This is a genomic window from Clostridium sp. AF15-41, from assembly GCF_003604095.1.
GTDB lineage: Bacteria > Bacillota > Clostridia > Lachnospirales > Lachnospiraceae > Coprococcus.
This window is the reverse complement of record NZ_QTMQ01000001.1, coordinates 1-18,036: the sequence shown is the minus strand read 5'-3', so window position 1 is coordinate 18,036 and position 18,036 is coordinate 1. Positions and strand designations below refer to the sequence as shown.

The 18,036-nt window shown below is 40.4% G+C and carries 16 protein-coding genes; 13 read left to right on the top strand and 3 right to left on the bottom strand.

Features of this window, described 5'->3' with window-relative positions:
* The first annotated feature begins 91 nt into the window (after nucleotides 1-91).
* On the top strand, nucleotides 92-1,090 hold the full coding sequence (gene nudC, locus DWW43_RS00085; RefSeq protein ID WP_119962376.1) for an NAD(+) diphosphatase: 999 nt from the start codon (nucleotides 92-94) through the stop codon (nucleotides 1,088-1,090).
* Nucleotides 1,091-1,427: 337 nt separating this feature from the next.
* Nucleotides 1,428-1,937, top strand: coding sequence for a flavin reductase family protein (locus DWW43_RS00080; protein ID WP_021944623.1), 510 nt, complete (start codon nucleotides 1,428-1,430; stop codon nucleotides 1,935-1,937).
* Between the two features lies 1 nt (nucleotide 1,938).
* On the opposite strand, the gene DWW43_RS00075 is transcribed toward DWW43_RS00080, so the two are convergent.
* Both DWW43_RS00075 and DWW43_RS00065 read right to left on the bottom strand, forming a co-directional pair.
* Complete coding sequence (locus tag DWW43_RS00075) at nucleotides 1,939-2,826, bottom strand: DegV family protein (protein ID WP_161116986.1); 888 nt, start codon at nucleotides 2,824-2,826, stop codon at nucleotides 1,939-1,941.
* A 984-nt stretch (nucleotides 2,827-3,810) separates the two neighbouring features.
* On the bottom strand, nucleotides 3,811-5,181 hold the full coding sequence (locus DWW43_RS00065; protein ID WP_119962373.1) for an IS1380-like element ISClsp2 family transposase: 1,371 nt from the start codon (nucleotides 5,179-5,181) through the stop codon (nucleotides 3,811-3,813).
* Between the two features lie 260 nt (nucleotides 5,182-5,441).
* On the opposite strand from DWW43_RS00065, the gene DWW43_RS00060 reads away from it, so the two are divergent.
* The gene (locus DWW43_RS00060; protein ID WP_119962372.1) at nucleotides 5,442-9,167 is read left to right on the top strand and encodes a M64 family metallopeptidase; all 3,726 of its coding nucleotides are present in this window, start codon (nucleotides 5,442-5,444) and stop codon (nucleotides 9,165-9,167) included.
* A gap of 394 nt (nucleotides 9,168-9,561) precedes the next feature.
* Here DWW43_RS00060 and DWW43_RS00050 read toward each other — a convergent pair whose 3' ends face one another.
* On the bottom strand, nucleotides 9,562-9,798 hold the full coding sequence (locus tag DWW43_RS00050; protein ID WP_119962371.1) for a DUF6061 family protein: 237 nt from the start codon (nucleotides 9,796-9,798) through the stop codon (nucleotides 9,562-9,564).
* Between the two features lie 309 nt (nucleotides 9,799-10,107).
* Here DWW43_RS00050 and DWW43_RS00045 point away from each other — a divergent pair, with 309 nt between their 5' ends.
* From DWW43_RS00045 to DWW43_RS00005, 10 genes are all read left to right on the top strand, one after another.
* Nucleotides 10,108-10,458 carry a GNAT family N-acetyltransferase gene (locus tag DWW43_RS00045; protein WP_008401981.1) on the top strand — a complete coding sequence of 117 codons (351 nt, stop codon included), beginning with the start codon at nucleotides 10,108-10,110 and terminating at the stop codon, nucleotides 10,456-10,458.
* 11 nt (nucleotides 10,459-10,469) lie between these two features.
* Nucleotides 10,470-11,063 (top strand): DUF3267 domain-containing protein, encoded by a 594-nt coding sequence (locus DWW43_RS00040; RefSeq protein ID WP_008401980.1) that lies wholly within the window; start codon nucleotides 10,470-10,472, stop codon nucleotides 11,061-11,063.
* Nucleotides 11,064-11,155: 92 nt separating this feature from the next.
* Entirely contained in the window at nucleotides 11,156-11,611 is a 456-nt protein-coding gene (locus tag DWW43_RS00035; protein WP_119962370.1) for a GNAT family N-acetyltransferase, read from the top strand.
* Nucleotides 11,612-11,883: 272 nt separating this feature from the next.
* The gene (locus DWW43_RS00030) at nucleotides 11,884-12,186 is read left to right on the top strand and encodes a CD3324 family protein (RefSeq protein WP_008401977.1); all 303 of its coding nucleotides are present in this window, start codon (nucleotides 11,884-11,886) and stop codon (nucleotides 12,184-12,186) included.
* The gene (locus DWW43_RS12420; RefSeq protein WP_342413217.1) at nucleotides 12,143-12,463 is read left to right on the top strand and encodes an RNHCP domain-containing protein; all 321 of its coding nucleotides are present in this window, start codon (nucleotides 12,143-12,145) and stop codon (nucleotides 12,461-12,463) included. Before DWW43_RS00030 ends, DWW43_RS12420 begins: the two co-directional genes overlap by 44 nt.
* Nucleotides 12,373-12,603 carry an RNHCP domain-containing protein gene (locus tag DWW43_RS12415; RefSeq protein WP_347475226.1) on the top strand — a complete coding sequence of 77 codons (231 nt, stop codon included), beginning with the start codon at nucleotides 12,373-12,375 and terminating at the stop codon, nucleotides 12,601-12,603. The genes DWW43_RS12420 and DWW43_RS12415 overlap by 91 nt, the downstream gene beginning before the upstream one ends.
* 87 nt (nucleotides 12,604-12,690) lie before the next feature.
* Nucleotides 12,691-13,326, top strand: coding sequence for an N-acetyltransferase (locus DWW43_RS00020; RefSeq protein ID WP_165852988.1), 636 nt, complete (start codon nucleotides 12,691-12,693; stop codon nucleotides 13,324-13,326).
* 342 nt (nucleotides 13,327-13,668) lie between these two features.
* Entirely contained in the window at nucleotides 13,669-14,877 is a 1,209-nt protein-coding gene (locus DWW43_RS00015; RefSeq protein WP_119962368.1) for a YibE/F family protein, read from the top strand.
* A 27-nt stretch (nucleotides 14,878-14,904) separates the two neighbouring features.
* Nucleotides 14,905-17,412, top strand: coding sequence for an FN3 domain-containing metallophosphoesterase family protein (locus DWW43_RS00010; RefSeq protein WP_119962367.1), 2,508 nt, complete (start codon nucleotides 14,905-14,907; stop codon nucleotides 17,410-17,412).
* A 113-nt stretch (nucleotides 17,413-17,525) separates the two neighbouring features.
* Nucleotides 17,526-17,822, top strand: a complete 297-nt coding sequence (locus DWW43_RS00005) for a nucleotidyltransferase domain-containing protein (protein WP_119962366.1) — start codon at nucleotides 17,526-17,528, stop codon at nucleotides 17,820-17,822.
* Nucleotides 17,823-18,036: the final 214 nt, after the last annotated feature.

The window sequence follows — 18,036 nt, the reverse complement described above, 5'->3', positions numbered from 1 at the left end:
AGAAAGAAACAGGCTGGCTGATCCGCATATAAAAGCACTGATAATACAGATGTTTTCATATCGTATCAGACAGCCTGTCTGGTATAGGAAGATGATACAGGATATAGAACCAAAACGGTTTCATAATGAATATGCATATCGAAAACCGCCGAAGAATGATGATGTGATCCTTGCATTTTCCGAGAAACTGATCCTTGCCAAAAAGGTGGAGGATGAGCATGAGCTGGTCTGGCTCACTGTCTCGGAATATAAAAGCTATATAGGAATAAATGATACGGTCACGCAGAATGCATCATGGCAGGATAATCTGACCTACCTGTTTGTAATCGATAACAGACAGTATTTTCTGTATCGGACGCATGATCTTGTCCGGACAACAGGGACTTATTATGTTGAAAGATCAGCGAATGGAGTAACTGATGTAAATTTGGGGGCGCGTCTGGAGATTCCCGGTTATGAATACCGGAGCATGTATAAGACCAGAAGCTGCAAGCCAAAGGAAGAAGTGCTTGCGGCGGCAACCGGATGGCATCTGTATCTGTGGTATTCGATGAACCGCTATTGTGGAGCCTGCGGAATGCCTGTGCTTCCGGATGAGAAAGAACGGATGCTCCGTTGCCCGTCATGCGGACATCTGATCTTCCCAACGATCGCACCGGCAGTAATTGTCGGAGTGACAGATGGCAATCGTATCATTCTTACAACTTACGCTGCAAGAGAGTATAAACGATACGCCCTGATCGCCGGCTTTACGGAAATAGGTGAGACGGTAGAGGAAACGGTTCGGCGTGAGGTGATGGAGGAAGTCGGAATACCGGTTAAGAATATCCGGTATTACAAATCACAGCCGTGGGGATTTGACAGCAATCTGCTGATGGGATTCTTCTGTCAGGCAGACAGAAAAAAGTCAGATGAGCATGGACCGGAACTGACCATCGATCATGAAGAACTTGCAAGCGGTGAATGGGTAGAGCGCGAGCAGATCCCGGACTATGGAGAACATCTGAGTCTGACACATGAGATGATGATGCAGTTTAAACGATATGGACAGGGTGTGTTTGATCTGAAAACAGACCGATCACAGGATTAAAACAGACCGATCACTATAAAAAAATAAAAATAAAGTTATAGTATTTGATATCTGAATAAAATAAAAAAGAAAAGCATAAGGTTGAAAATAATTTCATATATTATAAAACCTGTGTTAAAAAGTAATAAAAAACGATTTGTTTCTGAAAAGCTGTTGGTTGACAAAACAAAAGCGGATGGTATAATGAGCCAAAAACCAGCTGGTAATACCAGTGTACCATACGATTTTGCAATGAGGCATTGAGAATGATCAGTGCCTCATTATTGTATCAGGATGTATTTCTGTTACAGTAAACACTTCAGAAACTGAGTAATCAGAAAAGTGAGGTATTATCAAGATGAAAGAAATCAATGCAGAGGAATTAAAAGGAAATCTGATCGAAATGATCAACAAAAAGTGGGCACTTGTAACTGCAGGAGATCATGAGAAGGCAAATACGATGACAGTAAGCTGGGGTTCCTTTGGTGAGTTCTGGTCAAAGCCTGTTATCACGATTTATATCCGCCCACAGAGATATACAAAGCAGTTTATCGATGAACAGAAGGAATTTTCCGTTTGTGTACTTCCGGAAGAGTACAGAAAGGCACTGACTTATTGCGGAAGAACATCCGGTAAGGATGTAGCGGATAAATTTGCAGGAGCAGGGATCACTCTTGATTTCTGTGGTGATGTTCCGGTTATCAAAGAGGCAGGCATTACACTCATTTGCAGAAAAATGTGCGAAGGAGATATTGATCCTGCTACCTTTGCTGATCCAGAGGAAGGAGCAAAGGTATATCCGGATAAGGATTATCACAGATACTATATCGCAGAGATTGAAAAGGTACTTGTACCGGATGAATATTAAATTAATACGGGCGTTCGCGTCCGAGAAAGAATAGTCCGGCAGCACCGGGACCGCAGTGGGATGCGGTAATTGTACCGGCATTTAAGATGCGTACCGGATGGGTGACATTTGGAAATGTCTGTAGGACGGAGTTCTTTAACAGATAAGCAAGCTCGGGGCAGGCAGCATGGGAGATGAAACATTTTCCATTGTAGTCTGTCCCGTTTTCTGCGTAGTATTCCATCTCAGAGATCACCTCTCTTACGGCGCGCTTCTTGCCACGGACTTTTGTATAGGCATCTGCCATTCCGTTCTGATCCAGCCGGATCAGAGGATGAATGTTCAGGATCGATGCGATATGGGAAGCAGCGCCGCTGATCCGTCCGCTATGGTGCAGAAAGGTGAGATCGGTTGTAAAAAACTGATGATGGATACAGGTACGATGCTTCATGATCCAGTCGGCAGCTGTTGCCAATGAAAGACCTTCATCCCGCATATCGGCAACGTAGTCCGTTAACAATCCATACCCTCCTGCACCGCAGAGAGAATCAATGACCTGCAGCTGCTTTCCCGGATAGTTCTTTTTTATTGCTGCCGCCGCACGATAGGCATTATTTGCCGATCCGCTTAAGGCGGAGCTGAATGTGATATGAAGCACATCACCATTCCGTATCAGTCCTTCAAAGAAATCATAATAGGAAGCTTCGTTGATCTGGGAGGTTGTAGGCAGCAGCCCTTTTTCCAACATCTTATAATACTTCGGCATCAGATCTGGATTTCGTTCCATGTTATCCTCGTATACATGTTCATGAATGATGTAAGTATAAGGAATGACCGCAATTTCCCGTTCATTCAGATAAGAATATGACAGATCCGTTGTCGATTCACACGATAAGATAAAATTTCTCATGATAAAAACCTCCAATACAATTTCCGATATATTTCCTGTATTAGTATTACCGGTGTTGATGAAAATACTCTTTGAAAAAATTGTTATTATTGCGTATTTAGTAAATGACTTACTTGCATGGTTCATTGTAATATGGTTTGATCTGACTGGATATGATAATAAGTTTCAAAATATAAGATTGCATTGGCTGATTTTGATAATTGGAATAATACATATTATTGCAACAACGATTTGCTGCGTGTTTTTCTATAAGAAAGCGAGAACAAAGTATAAGATTCAAATTGGAAGCAAGCTGTTCGTATTCAATGAGATTATGGCATTATTGCCTTATTTGTATTTAATGTTCACTTGGATTATCATATAACTCGGAACTTACGGAGGAAAATAGTAATGGCACTGTTCCTACTGATTACATATATAGTAATTTTAATATTTCAAATAATATTATTTGTGATAACCATTCGCAAGAAAACAAAAAAACTTTGGCGGATATTGTTTTCGGCAGAACTAATTCCGCTGCTTATATCCATAGGACTGATGATTTACTATAATAATCTTCCTGGATATGGATTTATGCCAGGACTAACTTATTTGGAAGAAGTAATGTTTAGTTTTGGAGCGGTTGTTTTGTACTGTATAAGTTTCCTGATTTCTATATGCAGTTATATTGCAATTTCAAATAAACAAACTTAATTTGAGGTATTCCACTTGTGTGTTTATTTGAGTTCCTTGAATGAGCTTAAATATTATGTTAATCTTTTAAAGAAGTTGGCGTGTAGTTGAGTAGAAAGATAAATCGGAATTTGACGAGGTATTGGTAGAATGGTAGAAGTTAAATTTTATGACAATGTCGCAGATGAACTTTTGAAGTTTGCCATATTTGTTATTGTATACTAAATTTTGAAAATGCTGCATAATTTTGCGTTCAAAAAAAGACTGCACCATTTGTGTGCAGCTGCCATTGCCATATTCAGCTACCTGTTGTCAGGTGATGAATGCAAAGCTGTCATAAAGACGCTTGAAAGTAAATCTCCAGCGATTACTCCTTCCAATGGACAGCACCAGACGGCCGGCATGTTCTGTCAGATGTCCCGCAAACTGCATAAGATTACTGATCACCGTACGTATTCTTCGGCGATGTATTTTCTTCCGGCCGGGAGCATCCTTCTTTTTCAGCGATTCCTGCCCTATGATTCGAAGGATATTATATGCGATCATTGTCAGCTCCAGCACCAGTTTGTTGCTCTCAAACTTTCCCGACGGGAGTCTTCCAACATCCATGTCCGTCTTGATTTCACTGTGATACTGCTCACTTTCTCCGTGGGCATGGTAAAGATCAATGACTGTTTCGTCTGGCAGGGAAGTGTTTGTCCAGTATGTGCCCAGTTCTATATCGGGTACGATAAAATACTGCCCATATCGGTCAATGGTTCTTTCCGTGATCTCATAAATTGTGCGTATTCCGACAGTTTTCTCCTCGTTATCAGAAAGGGAATATGTCACATTCCGGAAGGTCTGTCCGATATAAACAGTTTTCCCATCACGTGGATGCTGGATATTCTGGCAGCATTCCCTGACGGATTCCAGCCATTCTTCTTTACTTTCCTGTCTGGGATTCCGTTTTATGATGAAAGACACATTGTTGTATTTATAGCTTTCTTCCATAAAGATGCCTATGTTTTCAGATGCATCGTTGCCGGAATCCAGCCGGATGAGCAGTGGTTTTTCCGTCAGCTGTCTGCACAGTTCAATGGTCTCTCTCAGGAAATCAGGAGTTTCTTTCTGGCAGTGCTGTTTCCCAATCCGCAGTTCAAGATTGACGAGGTATCCTTCTGTGCCGATATATGCCATAATTGGTGCATATCCGTCAAAACCCTTGTAGGTACGGGATACGCCTTCCTTATTGGATTTCGAATTGTCAAAGGGGGTTACATCAATATCGACAGGAACAAAGCCGTTATCCAGGGCTGTCGGCTCTATGTGCATTTCACGCAGCATGTCGACATTTGCCTGCTGGATGTCTTTGCGCAGGGAATCCCCGATCATGTCAAAACGCTGACGGAGTGTTTCGGCGGAAGGAATCGCATAGGAGATGCATAATGCGTATTTGTAGTAGTCAGGGTCATCTATCATTTCACGGACAGCCTCATACTGGGGTTTTCCCTGACAGAGCATACCAATATAGGTGAGGAGCACGTCTCCATTTTTTATCTGTTTCTGCAGATAATCTTTTGAAATTGGAGCACGGTTGATTTTTTTAACAAAACTGCTTTTTCCAAGTATTTGCCCTACGAATACCAGACCACTGGGAGTAATGAGCCGCTCATCGCTGAATTCAATGTGTATTTTCTTCATTGCACTGCCTCCGCCTATCTTTTGATACTTTCATTATACAGGATAATGCATGATGATACAGTAAAAAAACAAAATTTTGTTTAACCTAGTGGGTGAAATAAAATGTATTGCGAAAATCAGTTTCCAGCAGGTATTATTGCTGAAAAAAAGGGATGTAACACTATGGTAAGTTTCACGGAATAAGGTGGATTTTCATTGACGCATATAACACCTTACAATATAATAAAAGCAAATATATAGCTTATAAAGGAGGTTCCTTAATGACGAAAAAAATAACCGCAATATTCTTGGCATTGTGCATGGCAATCTCCGTTTTGCCGATGACCATTCAGGCGGCATCAAAGCCCGATATTAAAGTTGGCGACTATGTTAAAATGGGCGCGTATAACAATGCCTCAATTCTTTGGCGATGTGTAAGCATTGACAATAACGGACCGCTTATGCTTGCAGACAAAATTGTTGACACCCTTGCATATGATGCCAAAACAAATGACAACAGCAATTCAAAATCACACAGCAGAAGCTATAAGCGTGATGATTACGGTTCTAACTATTGGAAAGACAGCAATATGCGTTCTTGGTTAAATTCGACCGCAGCTGAAGGCAAAGTCGATTGGCTTTGCGGCAACCCTCCGAAAGACGGATATGTAAGCGGTGTGGGAGCGTACAACGAAAAAGCGGGTTTTCTCAACGCTTTTTCAAAATCTGAAATTGCGGCAATGAAAACCGTTACCCAGCGTTCTCTCGTTTCTCATCCCGAATACAACAAGGGCATAGTTGATGGAGACGCAAATTCGGATTTGTTATACTACACCGATATTTCGGAAGCGGTGGCAAACTACGACAGTTCATATTTTGAAACTACAACCGAAAAGGTTTTTCTTCTTGATGTAAAGCAGGCTAATGCCGTGTGGAAAAATCTCAAAGGTTATTATGTTGCGTATAATAATGACGGTATGGCTTGGCCTTATTGGCTTCGCACTCCTGTTACCGATTGCAATCACGATATGCGTTATATCAGTTCATCGGGTCAGATCGGTCGTTATGCTCCGTGGTATTCCGATTTGGGCGTAAGACCTGCATTTTATCTCGATTCCGAATATTTTGTTACAACTTCCGGCAGCGGCTCACAAAGCAGTCCTTATATCGGCTCTGCTCCAAATAAGCAAGAGGATGATTATACAATTTCGGAACCTGCCGAGGACGCAAATCCCGATTGGAATGTCAGCACCGAGCAAAGCATTCAGCTCACCCTCGGCCCGTGGTATTCAAATGACGGAAAATATTCTAATCCTACCATCCCTGTTTATACCATCCAAAAAACACGCAGCGACACGGAAAATATGGTTGTTGTCGTTTGCGGCGAGGGATACACAAAAAGTCAGCAGGGCAAATTCATCAATGATGTCAAACGACTTTGGCAGGACGCTATGAAATATGAACCGTATCGCAGTTATGCCGACAGATTCAATGTTTACGCTCTTTGCACAGCTTCCGAATCGACTTTTGACAATGGTGGAAGCACCTTCTTTGATGTTATAGTCGACAAATATAATTCGCCTGTTATTTCTAATAATCTCCACGGAAGTCAGTGGAAAAATCATATTTTTGAGAGATGTATCGGTCCTGAATTTATCGAGAAAATTCACGATGCTCATATCAAAAAAAAGTGTGATCCAAACACAATTCCGTCCGGTTCGGAATATGAGCCTTATTATTATGTTCACGATTATATTGCTCAGTTCGCTATGGTTGTAAACACAAAATCAGATTTCGGCGGTGCTTATAATAACCGTGAATACGGCTTCCATTATTTCATTTCGCCATCAGACAGTTATCGTGCGTCAAAAACTTTTGCACACGAGTTTGGACACGGTTTGCTCGGTCTCGGTGATGAATACAGTAACGGATATTTGCTTGACGATAAGGAACTTAAATCACTCAATCTTTCCTCGGTTGAAGACCCGGAAAAGATAAAATGGCGACAGCTTTTAGGTTTTAGAAACACATATACCTGCCGCAATGCTTACGGCTCAAAAATGCTTGTTTCAAGTTATGAGTGCATAATGAGAGACACAAACTATCAATTCTGTGAGGTTTGTCGTTTGCAGGGCTTCAAGCGAATGTCTCAGCTTGTTAAGGATGTAGACCTTTATGTTGCAACTCCCGAGGTTAAGGAATATACGGGCGCTTATTCAAAGCCGTCTGATTTTACCGACCTTGAAACAAGTTCATATTATAATTACACATATAATCGCAATGACCGACTTTTGAGCGGCAACAGCAAAAGCAGATTTAATACTAATATGAACGGTAAAAAAATCGAGCTTAGAACTGTTATTCAAAACATTTCAGATAAAAATGCACGACAATTAAAATTCAAAATGTGGATTAAGCACTCCGACGGAAGCGTTGCGACCGATTCATCGGGGAATCCGCTTCAAACAGTACAAACCTTTGACATTCCTGTTTGGAATGATAAGGCAAATTTCTGGCCGCTCGGTGCTTTGGATCACATCAAAAGCGACTTTAATTCAGGCTTAAAGAGTTGCTCGCTTATTTATCAAATTCCGTCTGATGCACAGCTTAAGAGCGGCGATACCGTGGCATTTCAGGTGCTCGATGAAAACGGAAATGTGCTTGCAGACGACAATACGGAAACACAGCGCTACACAACCGTTTCAATTCAGTATAAATTTGAGGACGGCTCTGAAATTCCAAACACTGCCGGCGGAACATTTACCGTGCCATACGGCACAAAGCTTGATTTAACACCGGCAAAAACACTTTATGATTATGAATTTATAAAGGTTGACGGCTTGAATAAGCCTATTGTTTCGGACGGAACGGTTGTTACATATTATTACAAAAATAAAAACGAAGAACACACTCACAATCTGACTTTGGTTGCTGCGAAAGCTGCCACCTGCACTACTGCGGGCAATTCCGCATACTACACCTGCGATGGCTGTGACAAGTGGTTCGCAGATGCAACAGGATCGGTAGAAATTACCGATAAAACCAGTGTGAAGATTCCGGCTCCCGGACATACCGCAGGCACAGAATGGAAGTCTGATGATACTAACCACTGGCATGAATGTTCTCGTTGCCACGACAAAAAGGACGAAGCGGCTCACGATTACGGTTCTGACAATGTTTGCGACACCTGCGGATATTACAAAACTGTACCGCACACTCACAATCTGACTTTGGTTGCTGCGAAAGCTGCCACCTGCACAGATGGCGGTAAGGAAGCATACTACAAGTGCGAAGGTTGTGGCAAGTTCTATGAAGATGTACTCGGTACAAAGGAAATAACCGACCTTGCATCTTGGGGCAATATTGCTAAGATTGCCCACACCACAAAGCAAACCGTAACAAAGGCAACCCCAACAGCAAACGGCAAGATAGTAAATTACTGTTCGGTATGTAAGAAAACTCTTTCAACGACAGTAATTCCAAAGGCATCAAGCATAAAGCTTAAAGCAACATCATTAACATATAACGGAAAGGTTAGAACACCTAAGGTTATTGTTAAGGACAGAACAGGAAAGACACTTGTTAAGAATACTGACTATACTGTGTCTTATGCAAAAGGCAGAAAGTATGTTGGCAAGTACGCAGTAAAGATTACCTTTAAGGGTAAATACAGCGGAACAAAGACGCTTTATTTCACAATCAAGCCAAAGGCAACAAGTATTTCCTCACTTAAAGCAGGTTCAAAGAAGTTCACAGTAAAGTGGAAGAAGCAGGCTACACAGACAACAGGCTATCAGGTACAGTACAGTGCCTCAAGTAAATTCAGCAAGGCTAAGACCGTAACAGTAGGCAAGAATACAACAGTATCAAAGAAAATTTCAAAGCTTTCGGGCAAGAAAAAGTATTATGTAAGAGTTCGCACCTATAAGACAGTTAAGATTAACGGCAAATCCATAAGGATTTATTCAGGCTGGTCAAAAGCTAAGACTGTTACAACAAAGAAATAAAAACTATACCGTAACCTTTGATTCTGCCGGTGGCTCTGCAGTAACGACTCAGACTATCGAAGAAGGTCAGAAGGCAACCAAACCTGCCGCTCCTACCAAGTCTGACGATACCACCAAGCCTTCGGATGATGTTCAGAATCCGCAGACCGGCGACAACAGTATGAGTGGCTGTGGATCGCTCTGCTGTTCGTCAGCGGCTTCGGAGTTGTGACAACTACTGTTTATACTAAATTAGACGAAGCAATTTCTGATGCTGTTAAAACTGGGAAAATCACTCAAGAAGAAGCGAACGCAGCTTACAAATAAATATACGAGGCTTGTCTTAAAAAAGACGAGCTCAAAATGACAATGAAACTGTCACTCTCTGGAGACACTAGGAGTGACAGTATAATCATCATAAATAAAATGAATCTTCGGCATCAACCCACATCTGCATAGTTCCATCAAGGTATAGTCTTGCATAATCAAGTGGTTCATCAATAGCAAGTGCATTTAATGCACAATCTAATCTGGGTGTTGTTTTTAAATTCTTTTCTGCTTCCCAGCAGTCAATGCGGAGCATATAGCCAGCAGAAGTATAAACATCAATGCTGTTGCGTTGTGGATTGTATTCTGCAAATATTGTTCTCATCGTATCAAATCTCCTTATCATTCAATCAATCATTTGTTACAAAAATCAGAAGCATTTCAATCAGTTCACCATGTCGTTTTTATTTTGTGTTATACTGTTTTAGAGGATTTTCTTTTCCTTGTATTTTCCCTTATCAGGGTTCATAAATCCATATGGGAAGATATAACATAAGGGAAAGTCTAAGGGAAAGATCACCTGCGACAAACTTAGTGTTTTCAAGGGATTCAGAGATATTTGATAATAAAATATAACAGTTATTAAATCCCTTGGAATACATGAAATCTCAATTCCAGTTTATGAGGATAAAAGATGGAACTTAGAGAATACAAGTCAACTGACTGTGAGCAGATGGCGCAATTGTTCTACAATACGGTACATAGCATAAATGTAAAGGATTATACAGAAGAACAGTTAAATGCATGGGCAACCGGTAGCGTAGATTTACAAGAATGGAACCACTCTTTTTTAAATCATAAAACAGTGGTTGCAGTGGAGGATGATGAGGTTGTTGGATTTGGAGACATTGATCAATCTGGCTGTCTGGCTAGGCTGTATGTCCATATAAATTATCAGGGGATGGGAATTACACTTAAAAACTATGTGATGGAGAAGAAAACTTCTAGCGGCTTTTCTGATAAAAGTTCAGGAGGTAATGAATAAAGGGATTTAATATGATAAAAATTGTGTGGTCAATAAACGATATAAATAAATATCAAACAGGAAATTTGCTGGATGGTGCAGTAAAGATAGAAACACCGCAGAGTGTTGGTGAACTGATGAAAAAAGCAGTGCCAATTGCTGTAATTTTATGTGTTATCCTTTTTATTGCTATGCTTTGTAAAACGATAATATGCAAGACCGTTGTAATCTCGCCAATATTTATTCTGGTCGGATTTGCTTTCGGTTTTTTACTGTTAATAATTCATGAGTGGTTACATGGAATTGTTTATCCTAAGGAAGCAGATGTAACAATAGGCAGAATAAAAGGAAAGGCAACATTTGTTGCATTAGCATCATATCCATTGAGGCGAGATCGGTTTATATTGATGTGCCTGTTGCCATTTGTTCTTGGGTTAGTTCCATTTATATTATTTGTAATTAGTCCTGCTGAATTTAGAGTATTAAATGGATTGAATTTTGGCATGGCATGTATGGGGATGATTTCGCCATTCCCAGATGTGTTTAATGTCCTTGTCGTTCTAAGAAATTCTGAAAAAAGCGATTTAATAATGTTCTACAAGAATGATATGTATAAGATTTCTTAAATTTTTGTTTGGAAAAATGCTTAATTATTCAAGTGAAAACATATAGCAATTAATACGGGAAAGAAAAATCGGAATTTGGAGAGGTATTGTTTATGAAGATTGAATATAGAAAAGCAGATATTACGGATGCAGAATTGCTAATAGATATTTATAATTTTGCATTTTATAGTGATTATATTAAATATGGTGAATGTCCGGCGTATGGAAAGACTAAAGAGATGATGGAAAAATCTATAATAGAATATCCAAAATTTATTATTTTATATAATGGTGAACCGGTCGGTTGTGTTTCTTGTAAAAAAGTGGAAATGCGAATATATGAAGTTGGGTGTTTGTGTGTTGTCCCAGAGTTTCAAGGAAAAGGAATTGGAACGCAAGCAATTAGATTTGTAACATCACACTATAGGGATTGGGATAAAATTACCTTAGTTACACCCATAGATAAAAAGGAAAATGTAAAGTTTTATACAGAAAAATGTGGATTTAATATAGTGTCTATGGAAATGGATGGAAATGTTAAAGTAGCACGATTTGTTTTAGAAAAATGATAAGAAAGACAGCCTTGGCAGGCCGTCGTGCAGCAATTTTGTTCCATTAGAATTTTATTAACATGTTATATTGAGAAATTGATTTCGATTTAAATCGAATTAGAGGTTGTTGTTATAGTTTGCGTATGGTATTCTGAACAAAATACAACCAGAAAGGTTCAAAGAGAGTTTTATGAAGAATTATAAGGTAATTGTGCGATAGCAGTGGCTATTGCAAAAAAAATTAAATGCTATAGCCATTGCATCCTAAGGTGACAATTAGGAGGACGCATATGAGCTATGTTAATGCAGATGAAGTCTTGCCAGAAGACTTGATTAGAGAAATTCAAAAATATGTTGATGGCAAAGTTTTATATATCCCGCGCAGGAGTGAGAAAGCAATGGGCTGGGGTGAAAAGAACGGTGCCAAAAACAGGCTTGCAAAGCGAAACAAGGAGATAGTAAGTAGATTCAATTCGGGTGAAACTATCGCAGAACTTGGCAAAATGTTTTTTCTTTCAGAAAAAAGAATTCAAGGAATAATACGTGAATATGAATCCTCAAAAAATCAAGATGGAGGATTCAACAATGAATAGAGAAAACAAGCGCAAGCAATACGAAAAGGGATATTATAAGACGCATCCCTGTAACGAAACGTTTGTTTGTAAAAATTGTGGAAGAACTGTAGCTCCAGAAGGGGCAGGAAGTGACCATAGAAATCATTGCCCGAATTGTCTGTACAGTCTACATGTTGATGTTGAACCAGGAGACCGAGAGTCCGATTGCGGTGGTCATATGGAACCAGTATCAGTATGGGTAAAAATAAGGGCGAATGGGCTATTATTCACCGATGTAAGATGTGCGGAGCATTGAGTTCTAACAGAGTTGCGGCAGATGATAATCCAATGAAGCTAATGTCAATTGCAATGAAACCTATTGGCCATCCACCATTTCCGCTTGAAAGGATTGAGAAAATGACAATGCTAATGGGTGGAGAGGGATATCTTAAGTAGTTAAATTAAAACATGGGCATCTGTCATTTGGTTAACGGATGCCTTTTTGAGTTTGGAGAAAATTGCAATATAAGGAGAGAACGTGAAATGATTATAAGAAATGAAAAAACAGATGATTATAGAGTTGTAGAGGAAATGATAAAGGAGACATTTTGGAACTTGTCTGTGCCGGGATGCAATGAACATTATTTTGCCCATTTGGTTCGAAATAGTGAAGATTTTATTCCGGAATTAGATTTTGTATTAGAAGAGGATGGGAAAATAATTGGTTCTATTATTTATGTGAAGGCAAAGCTGGTTGCTATGGATGGAACAGAAAAAGAAATCTTATCTTTCGGCCCATTTACAATTCATCCCGACTATCAAAGAAAGGGCTATGGAAGAAAGCTTCTTGAACATTCATTGGAGGCAGCAAGAAAGCTGGGCTTTGACACGATAGCGATTTGGGGGAATCCAGAAAATTATGCTTGTTATGGATTTAAAAATTGTAAGCGATATAATGTGTGTATAGACAAAGATGTATACCCGGTTGCTCTTATGGTAAAAGTTCTTGACGAGGATGCTCTTGAGGGAAAAATGTGGAAATATGTTGAAAGCCCTGCACATGAGATGGATGAGAGTGGCTTTGAAGAATTTGATAGTTCTTTTGAGCAGATGGAAGAAGGCTATAAATATACACAAGAGCTGTTTTACATTTATTCAAGATCGAATGTATTACGATAGTTTGTTACAGTTAAAAAACTGGAAATTGTATGTTTGATCAATTACAGATTCTAAAAATGAATAAATCAGACATTAAGAGTAGATAACCTGGAACATGGTTATCTATTTTTAATTGCCTTTATTTTTCAAAGACAACACAAATATAACCAACAGGCAGTCTTATAACGGGACTGCCTGTTTTTTCGTGAATTTTACAAAAGAAATATATGCCCCTTGCAATCTTTACGGAAGTGTGATAGCAGGCACATGCAGGCATATCTATAATAAATACAGAAATGAAGTGAGACCACCTCAAGGAGCAGGCAGGTTCGCCTCATATGTATAAGGAGCAGGCAGCCGGAAATGAAAGAGACAGAGAAAAAAGACAAAACGATAAGGGAAACGGATGAAAAAACAGGTGGGCATCTTGTTTTATTTGTGAGAAGAAATGCAGTATATATCGCGGTTTTCCTGATCGGAGCAGCCTTTCTTCTGGCGGCAGGTTCATTTGATTGGGATCGGATCAACAGCTATACAATGTACAACAACGACAGCAGGACATTCGTAAGAGGGCGGGTAGTATCTGTCGATAATGAGCGGCTGGAGACAGATCCATATGATCATTCCAGATATCTTGGGGAACAGGAGCTTACAGTTCTGATTCTGGAAGGAGATCAGAAAGGCGACAAAGTATCGATTGATAATTATTTGTCGCAGACACATAACATCTATGTAAATGCTAATCAGAAAATAATCGTATGTGCAGATATGCCGGAGGGAGTAGCTCCCTACTACACAGTATTCAATTATGACAGGTGCCTGCCACTTGGCATCCTTGTGGTGGTATTTGCCGCGGTAATGTTGTTTGTGGGAAAAGGAAAAGGCTTACGGGCATTAGCCGGTGTCGTTTTTACACTTCTTCTGGTAGTACTGTTTATGGTTCAGGCGATCTACCACGGATTTCCTCCTGTAATTGTCTCAATCCTGACCATATTAACAGGAACAGCAGTCAGCCTGTTGTTGTTAAATGGCTGCAGCAGACGGACGGCTGTATCCGCACTTGCTACTGTACTTGGAGTTGCAGTAACAGGAATTATTTTTTACATAAGTTCAAAAACCTTACATCTTACAGGATTTAACAGTGACAATGCGGAAGAACTACTGGTCATTCAGGGAGCGACAGGACTTTCGGTTCGATCACTTCTGATCGCAGGCGTTCTGGTATCTTCCCTTGGAGCCGTTATGGATGTGGCAGTTTCCCTTACGGCAGCGCTTATGGAACTGGTCACTGTAGATCCTTCGGTAACCGCTCGACAGGTTATGAAGTCGGGATTTAATATCGGAAAAGATATGATCGGAACCATGAGCAATACGCTGATCCTTGCATTTGCGGGAACGGCACTCAATACGATGCTGGTATTAACCGCCTATGGAGTGAGCCGGACACAGTTCATATCATCGGACTACCTGGCGATCGAGCTTGCACAGGGATTGTGTGCAACGATCGGAGTGATCCTTACCGTACCGATAACGACAGGAATCTGCGCAGCAATGCGCATTTCACATAGATAAAATGAAAAGATGAAAAGAGGAAAATGAATGAAAAAACACAGACGTAAGACAACAGGAAGACTTTCTGCACTTTTGTCATTATTGTTGGTAGCAACGATGGCACAGCCCCTTTTTCAGACAAGGGCAGCAGAGAATGATGTAACAATGGATGGAAATGTAACATGGAGTTATCTGGATGATGGAAGCGACCCGGCAGGCGACAGCATAGCAGCAGGCTATGACCGGACAAGCTGGACCAAGGATGACTATGACATATCTGCATGGAAGACAGCGACAGGTCCTTTTGGAGCAAAGAAAGGAAAAATCAATGATCTGGGTGGCGGATGTACACCAAAGACATTATTAACACAGTACAAGGCAGATGGAACAACCGATATTGAAGCGTTTTTCTTCCGTACGGATGTAACGATACCGGATGCTTCTAAGGTAACGAAGATATCAGGAAGTGTGATCTATGATGATGCAGCAACCGTATATGTAAATGGTGTGAAGATTGCAGGCTTTGATGATGACAGCATAACAGGCAATCTTCAGTATGGCGGTTCCAATGCCGGCGATCCAAAGACCGGAACGATCAGTACCAGTGATCCGGCAGCACTTGCGGCAGTGAAGGATGGAAAAAATGTTATAGCAGTAGAGCTTCATCAGGGACGCTCATCCAGCTCGGATATTTATTTTGATATGCCGACTCTTACATTTGAGACGACAGTATCCGTACCGGTATATACACAGAAGAATATCTCATGGACGGTTGGTAAGGATGCGTCTGAGATCAATGTAACCTGGTATGCAGATGTTGATGGAACAGGCACACTTCTGGTTGCTAAGAATTCAGAAGTCAGTGGGAACGAGATGCCGGCAGATGCAAAGAGCTTCACGGCAAATGGAACTGCATCCAACAAATCCGGTTACTACAACTATCAGACGACAGCAACCGGACTGTCAGCTGATACGACATATGCTTATCAGTTGGTAAATGGAGAGACAAAGTCAGAGATCCGTTCCTTTACAACCGGTGGAACAGGCGCATTCTCATTTGCAGCAGCAGGTGATCCACAGATCGGTGCAAGCGGAAGTTCTGTAAACGATACAGACGGATGGGAGAAGACGCTGAAGCTGATTTCCGGCAACAGTGCATTTGACGGTGTGGACTTCCTGTTATCAGCAGGTGATCAGGTAAATACAGCATCAAATGAAGATCAGTACGACGGATATCTGGAGCATGATACTTTACTTGATCTTCCAACCGCAACAGTGGTAGGTAACCATGATTCCGGTTCTGCGGCGTACGATCAGCATTTTAACAATCCGAATGAAAGCAGCTATGGAACGACTGCAGCAGGCGGAGACTATTATTTCGTATACAATCATGTACTGTTCCTTGCACTGAACAGTAACAATACATCGACAGCTGAGCATAAGGCATTTATGGAACAGGCAATGCAGGCAACTGCAGGTCAGGATATTACATGGAAGGTGGTTGTATTCCATCACTCCATTTATTCCGTAGCAAGCCATTCTTTGGAGAGCGGCATATTGACAAGACGAGAGGAACTGGTTCCGGTATTCAAGGATCTTGATATCGATGTGGTTCTTATGGGACATGACCATGTATATTGCAGAACCTACATGATGGATGGACTTGATCCGATGACAGATGCATCGATCTATAATGATGCCGATTATTCATCGATCACAAATCCAACAGGAATCTTATATGTGACATTAAACTCTGCATCTGGTTCCAAGTTCTACACGATCAAGAATGCAAGCTTCCCATATTCCAGAGTGATGAATCAGGAAAATGTTCCAAACATTTCAAGAGTAGATGTGTCAGACAGCCAGTTTAAGGTAACAACATATAGAACCAGTGATATGAGCGTGGTTGATTCATTTGCAATCAATAAGAAGCATGTACATAATATGAAGGCAGTATCTGCCGGAGAAGCCACCTGTCTGGATGAAGGAAATATCGCATACTGGTACTGCGATGAATGCGGCAAATATTTCCGTGATGCAGACGGTGAACAGGAAATCACACTTCTTGATACAGTAGTTGCGGCAAAGGGTCATCAGTATGGCGCATGGCAGGTTGTAACAGCAGCCACAACATCTGCTACAGGAATAAAGAAGCATGAATGTACTGTTTGTGGAAAGGTAGAGACAGCCGCTATACCGGTTATACAGGAGACGACAACAGAGAATGTGACGACTGAAGAAGAAACGACAGAAAAAGTTACGACCGAGGATGCTACAACCGAGACAACTCAGAAAGCAACCACGGAGGATACAGATTCAGACAGTGATGAAGATACCACCGAGGAACATACCGGTGAGATGGAAGATACAGAATCAACAATATCTTCAGAGACTACTAAAGATACAGGTACAACCGAAGATAAGACCGGTAAAGATTCTAAGCTCGTAAAAACAGGTGATACAACCCCGATCGTTTATGTAGCAGTTCTTGCAAGCTGCGCATGCTTTGTTGGAGCTGGCTGTGTGTTCGCAAAGAGCAGAAAGAATAAACAGTAAGTGTCAGTCATACAGAAAAATATAAGAATCCCGTCTGGTGTATGCCAGGCAGGATTCTTGTGGTATAATAAACATAAAATTATTTGCTTGCATATTTTGAGAGGGAGGTATGTATGATGTGTTATACAATTGAAGAAATCAAAGATAAAACAATACCAATTGCAAAAAAACATGGCATATCTCGTATGTGTTTGTTTGGTTCTTATGCAAGAGGAGAAGCAAATGATGACAGTGATGTAGATCTTTATGTGGATAAAGGAAAGATGACGAGTTTAATAAAGTACATGGCGTTCGTGTATGATTTAGAAGATGAATTACAGTGTCATGTTGATGTCGTTACGACGGGTATAAAAGACAAGATATTTTTAGACAATATTCAAAATGAGGGGGTGGTTTTTTATGAAGAATAATGATGTAGAGATTCTTAAGAAAATAATTGGATATTGCGATGACATTGAACTGCTGAAAGAACAGATTAATAAAATCATTTAATATTGTAAGAATGAATCAAATAAAATATGGGAAAAGACTGTTGTTTGAATAATTCAAACAGCAGTTTTTTTGATTTTAAAATAGTCGAAAAAATGATAAAAATATCGTTTTTATTATATTTCTATAAATAAA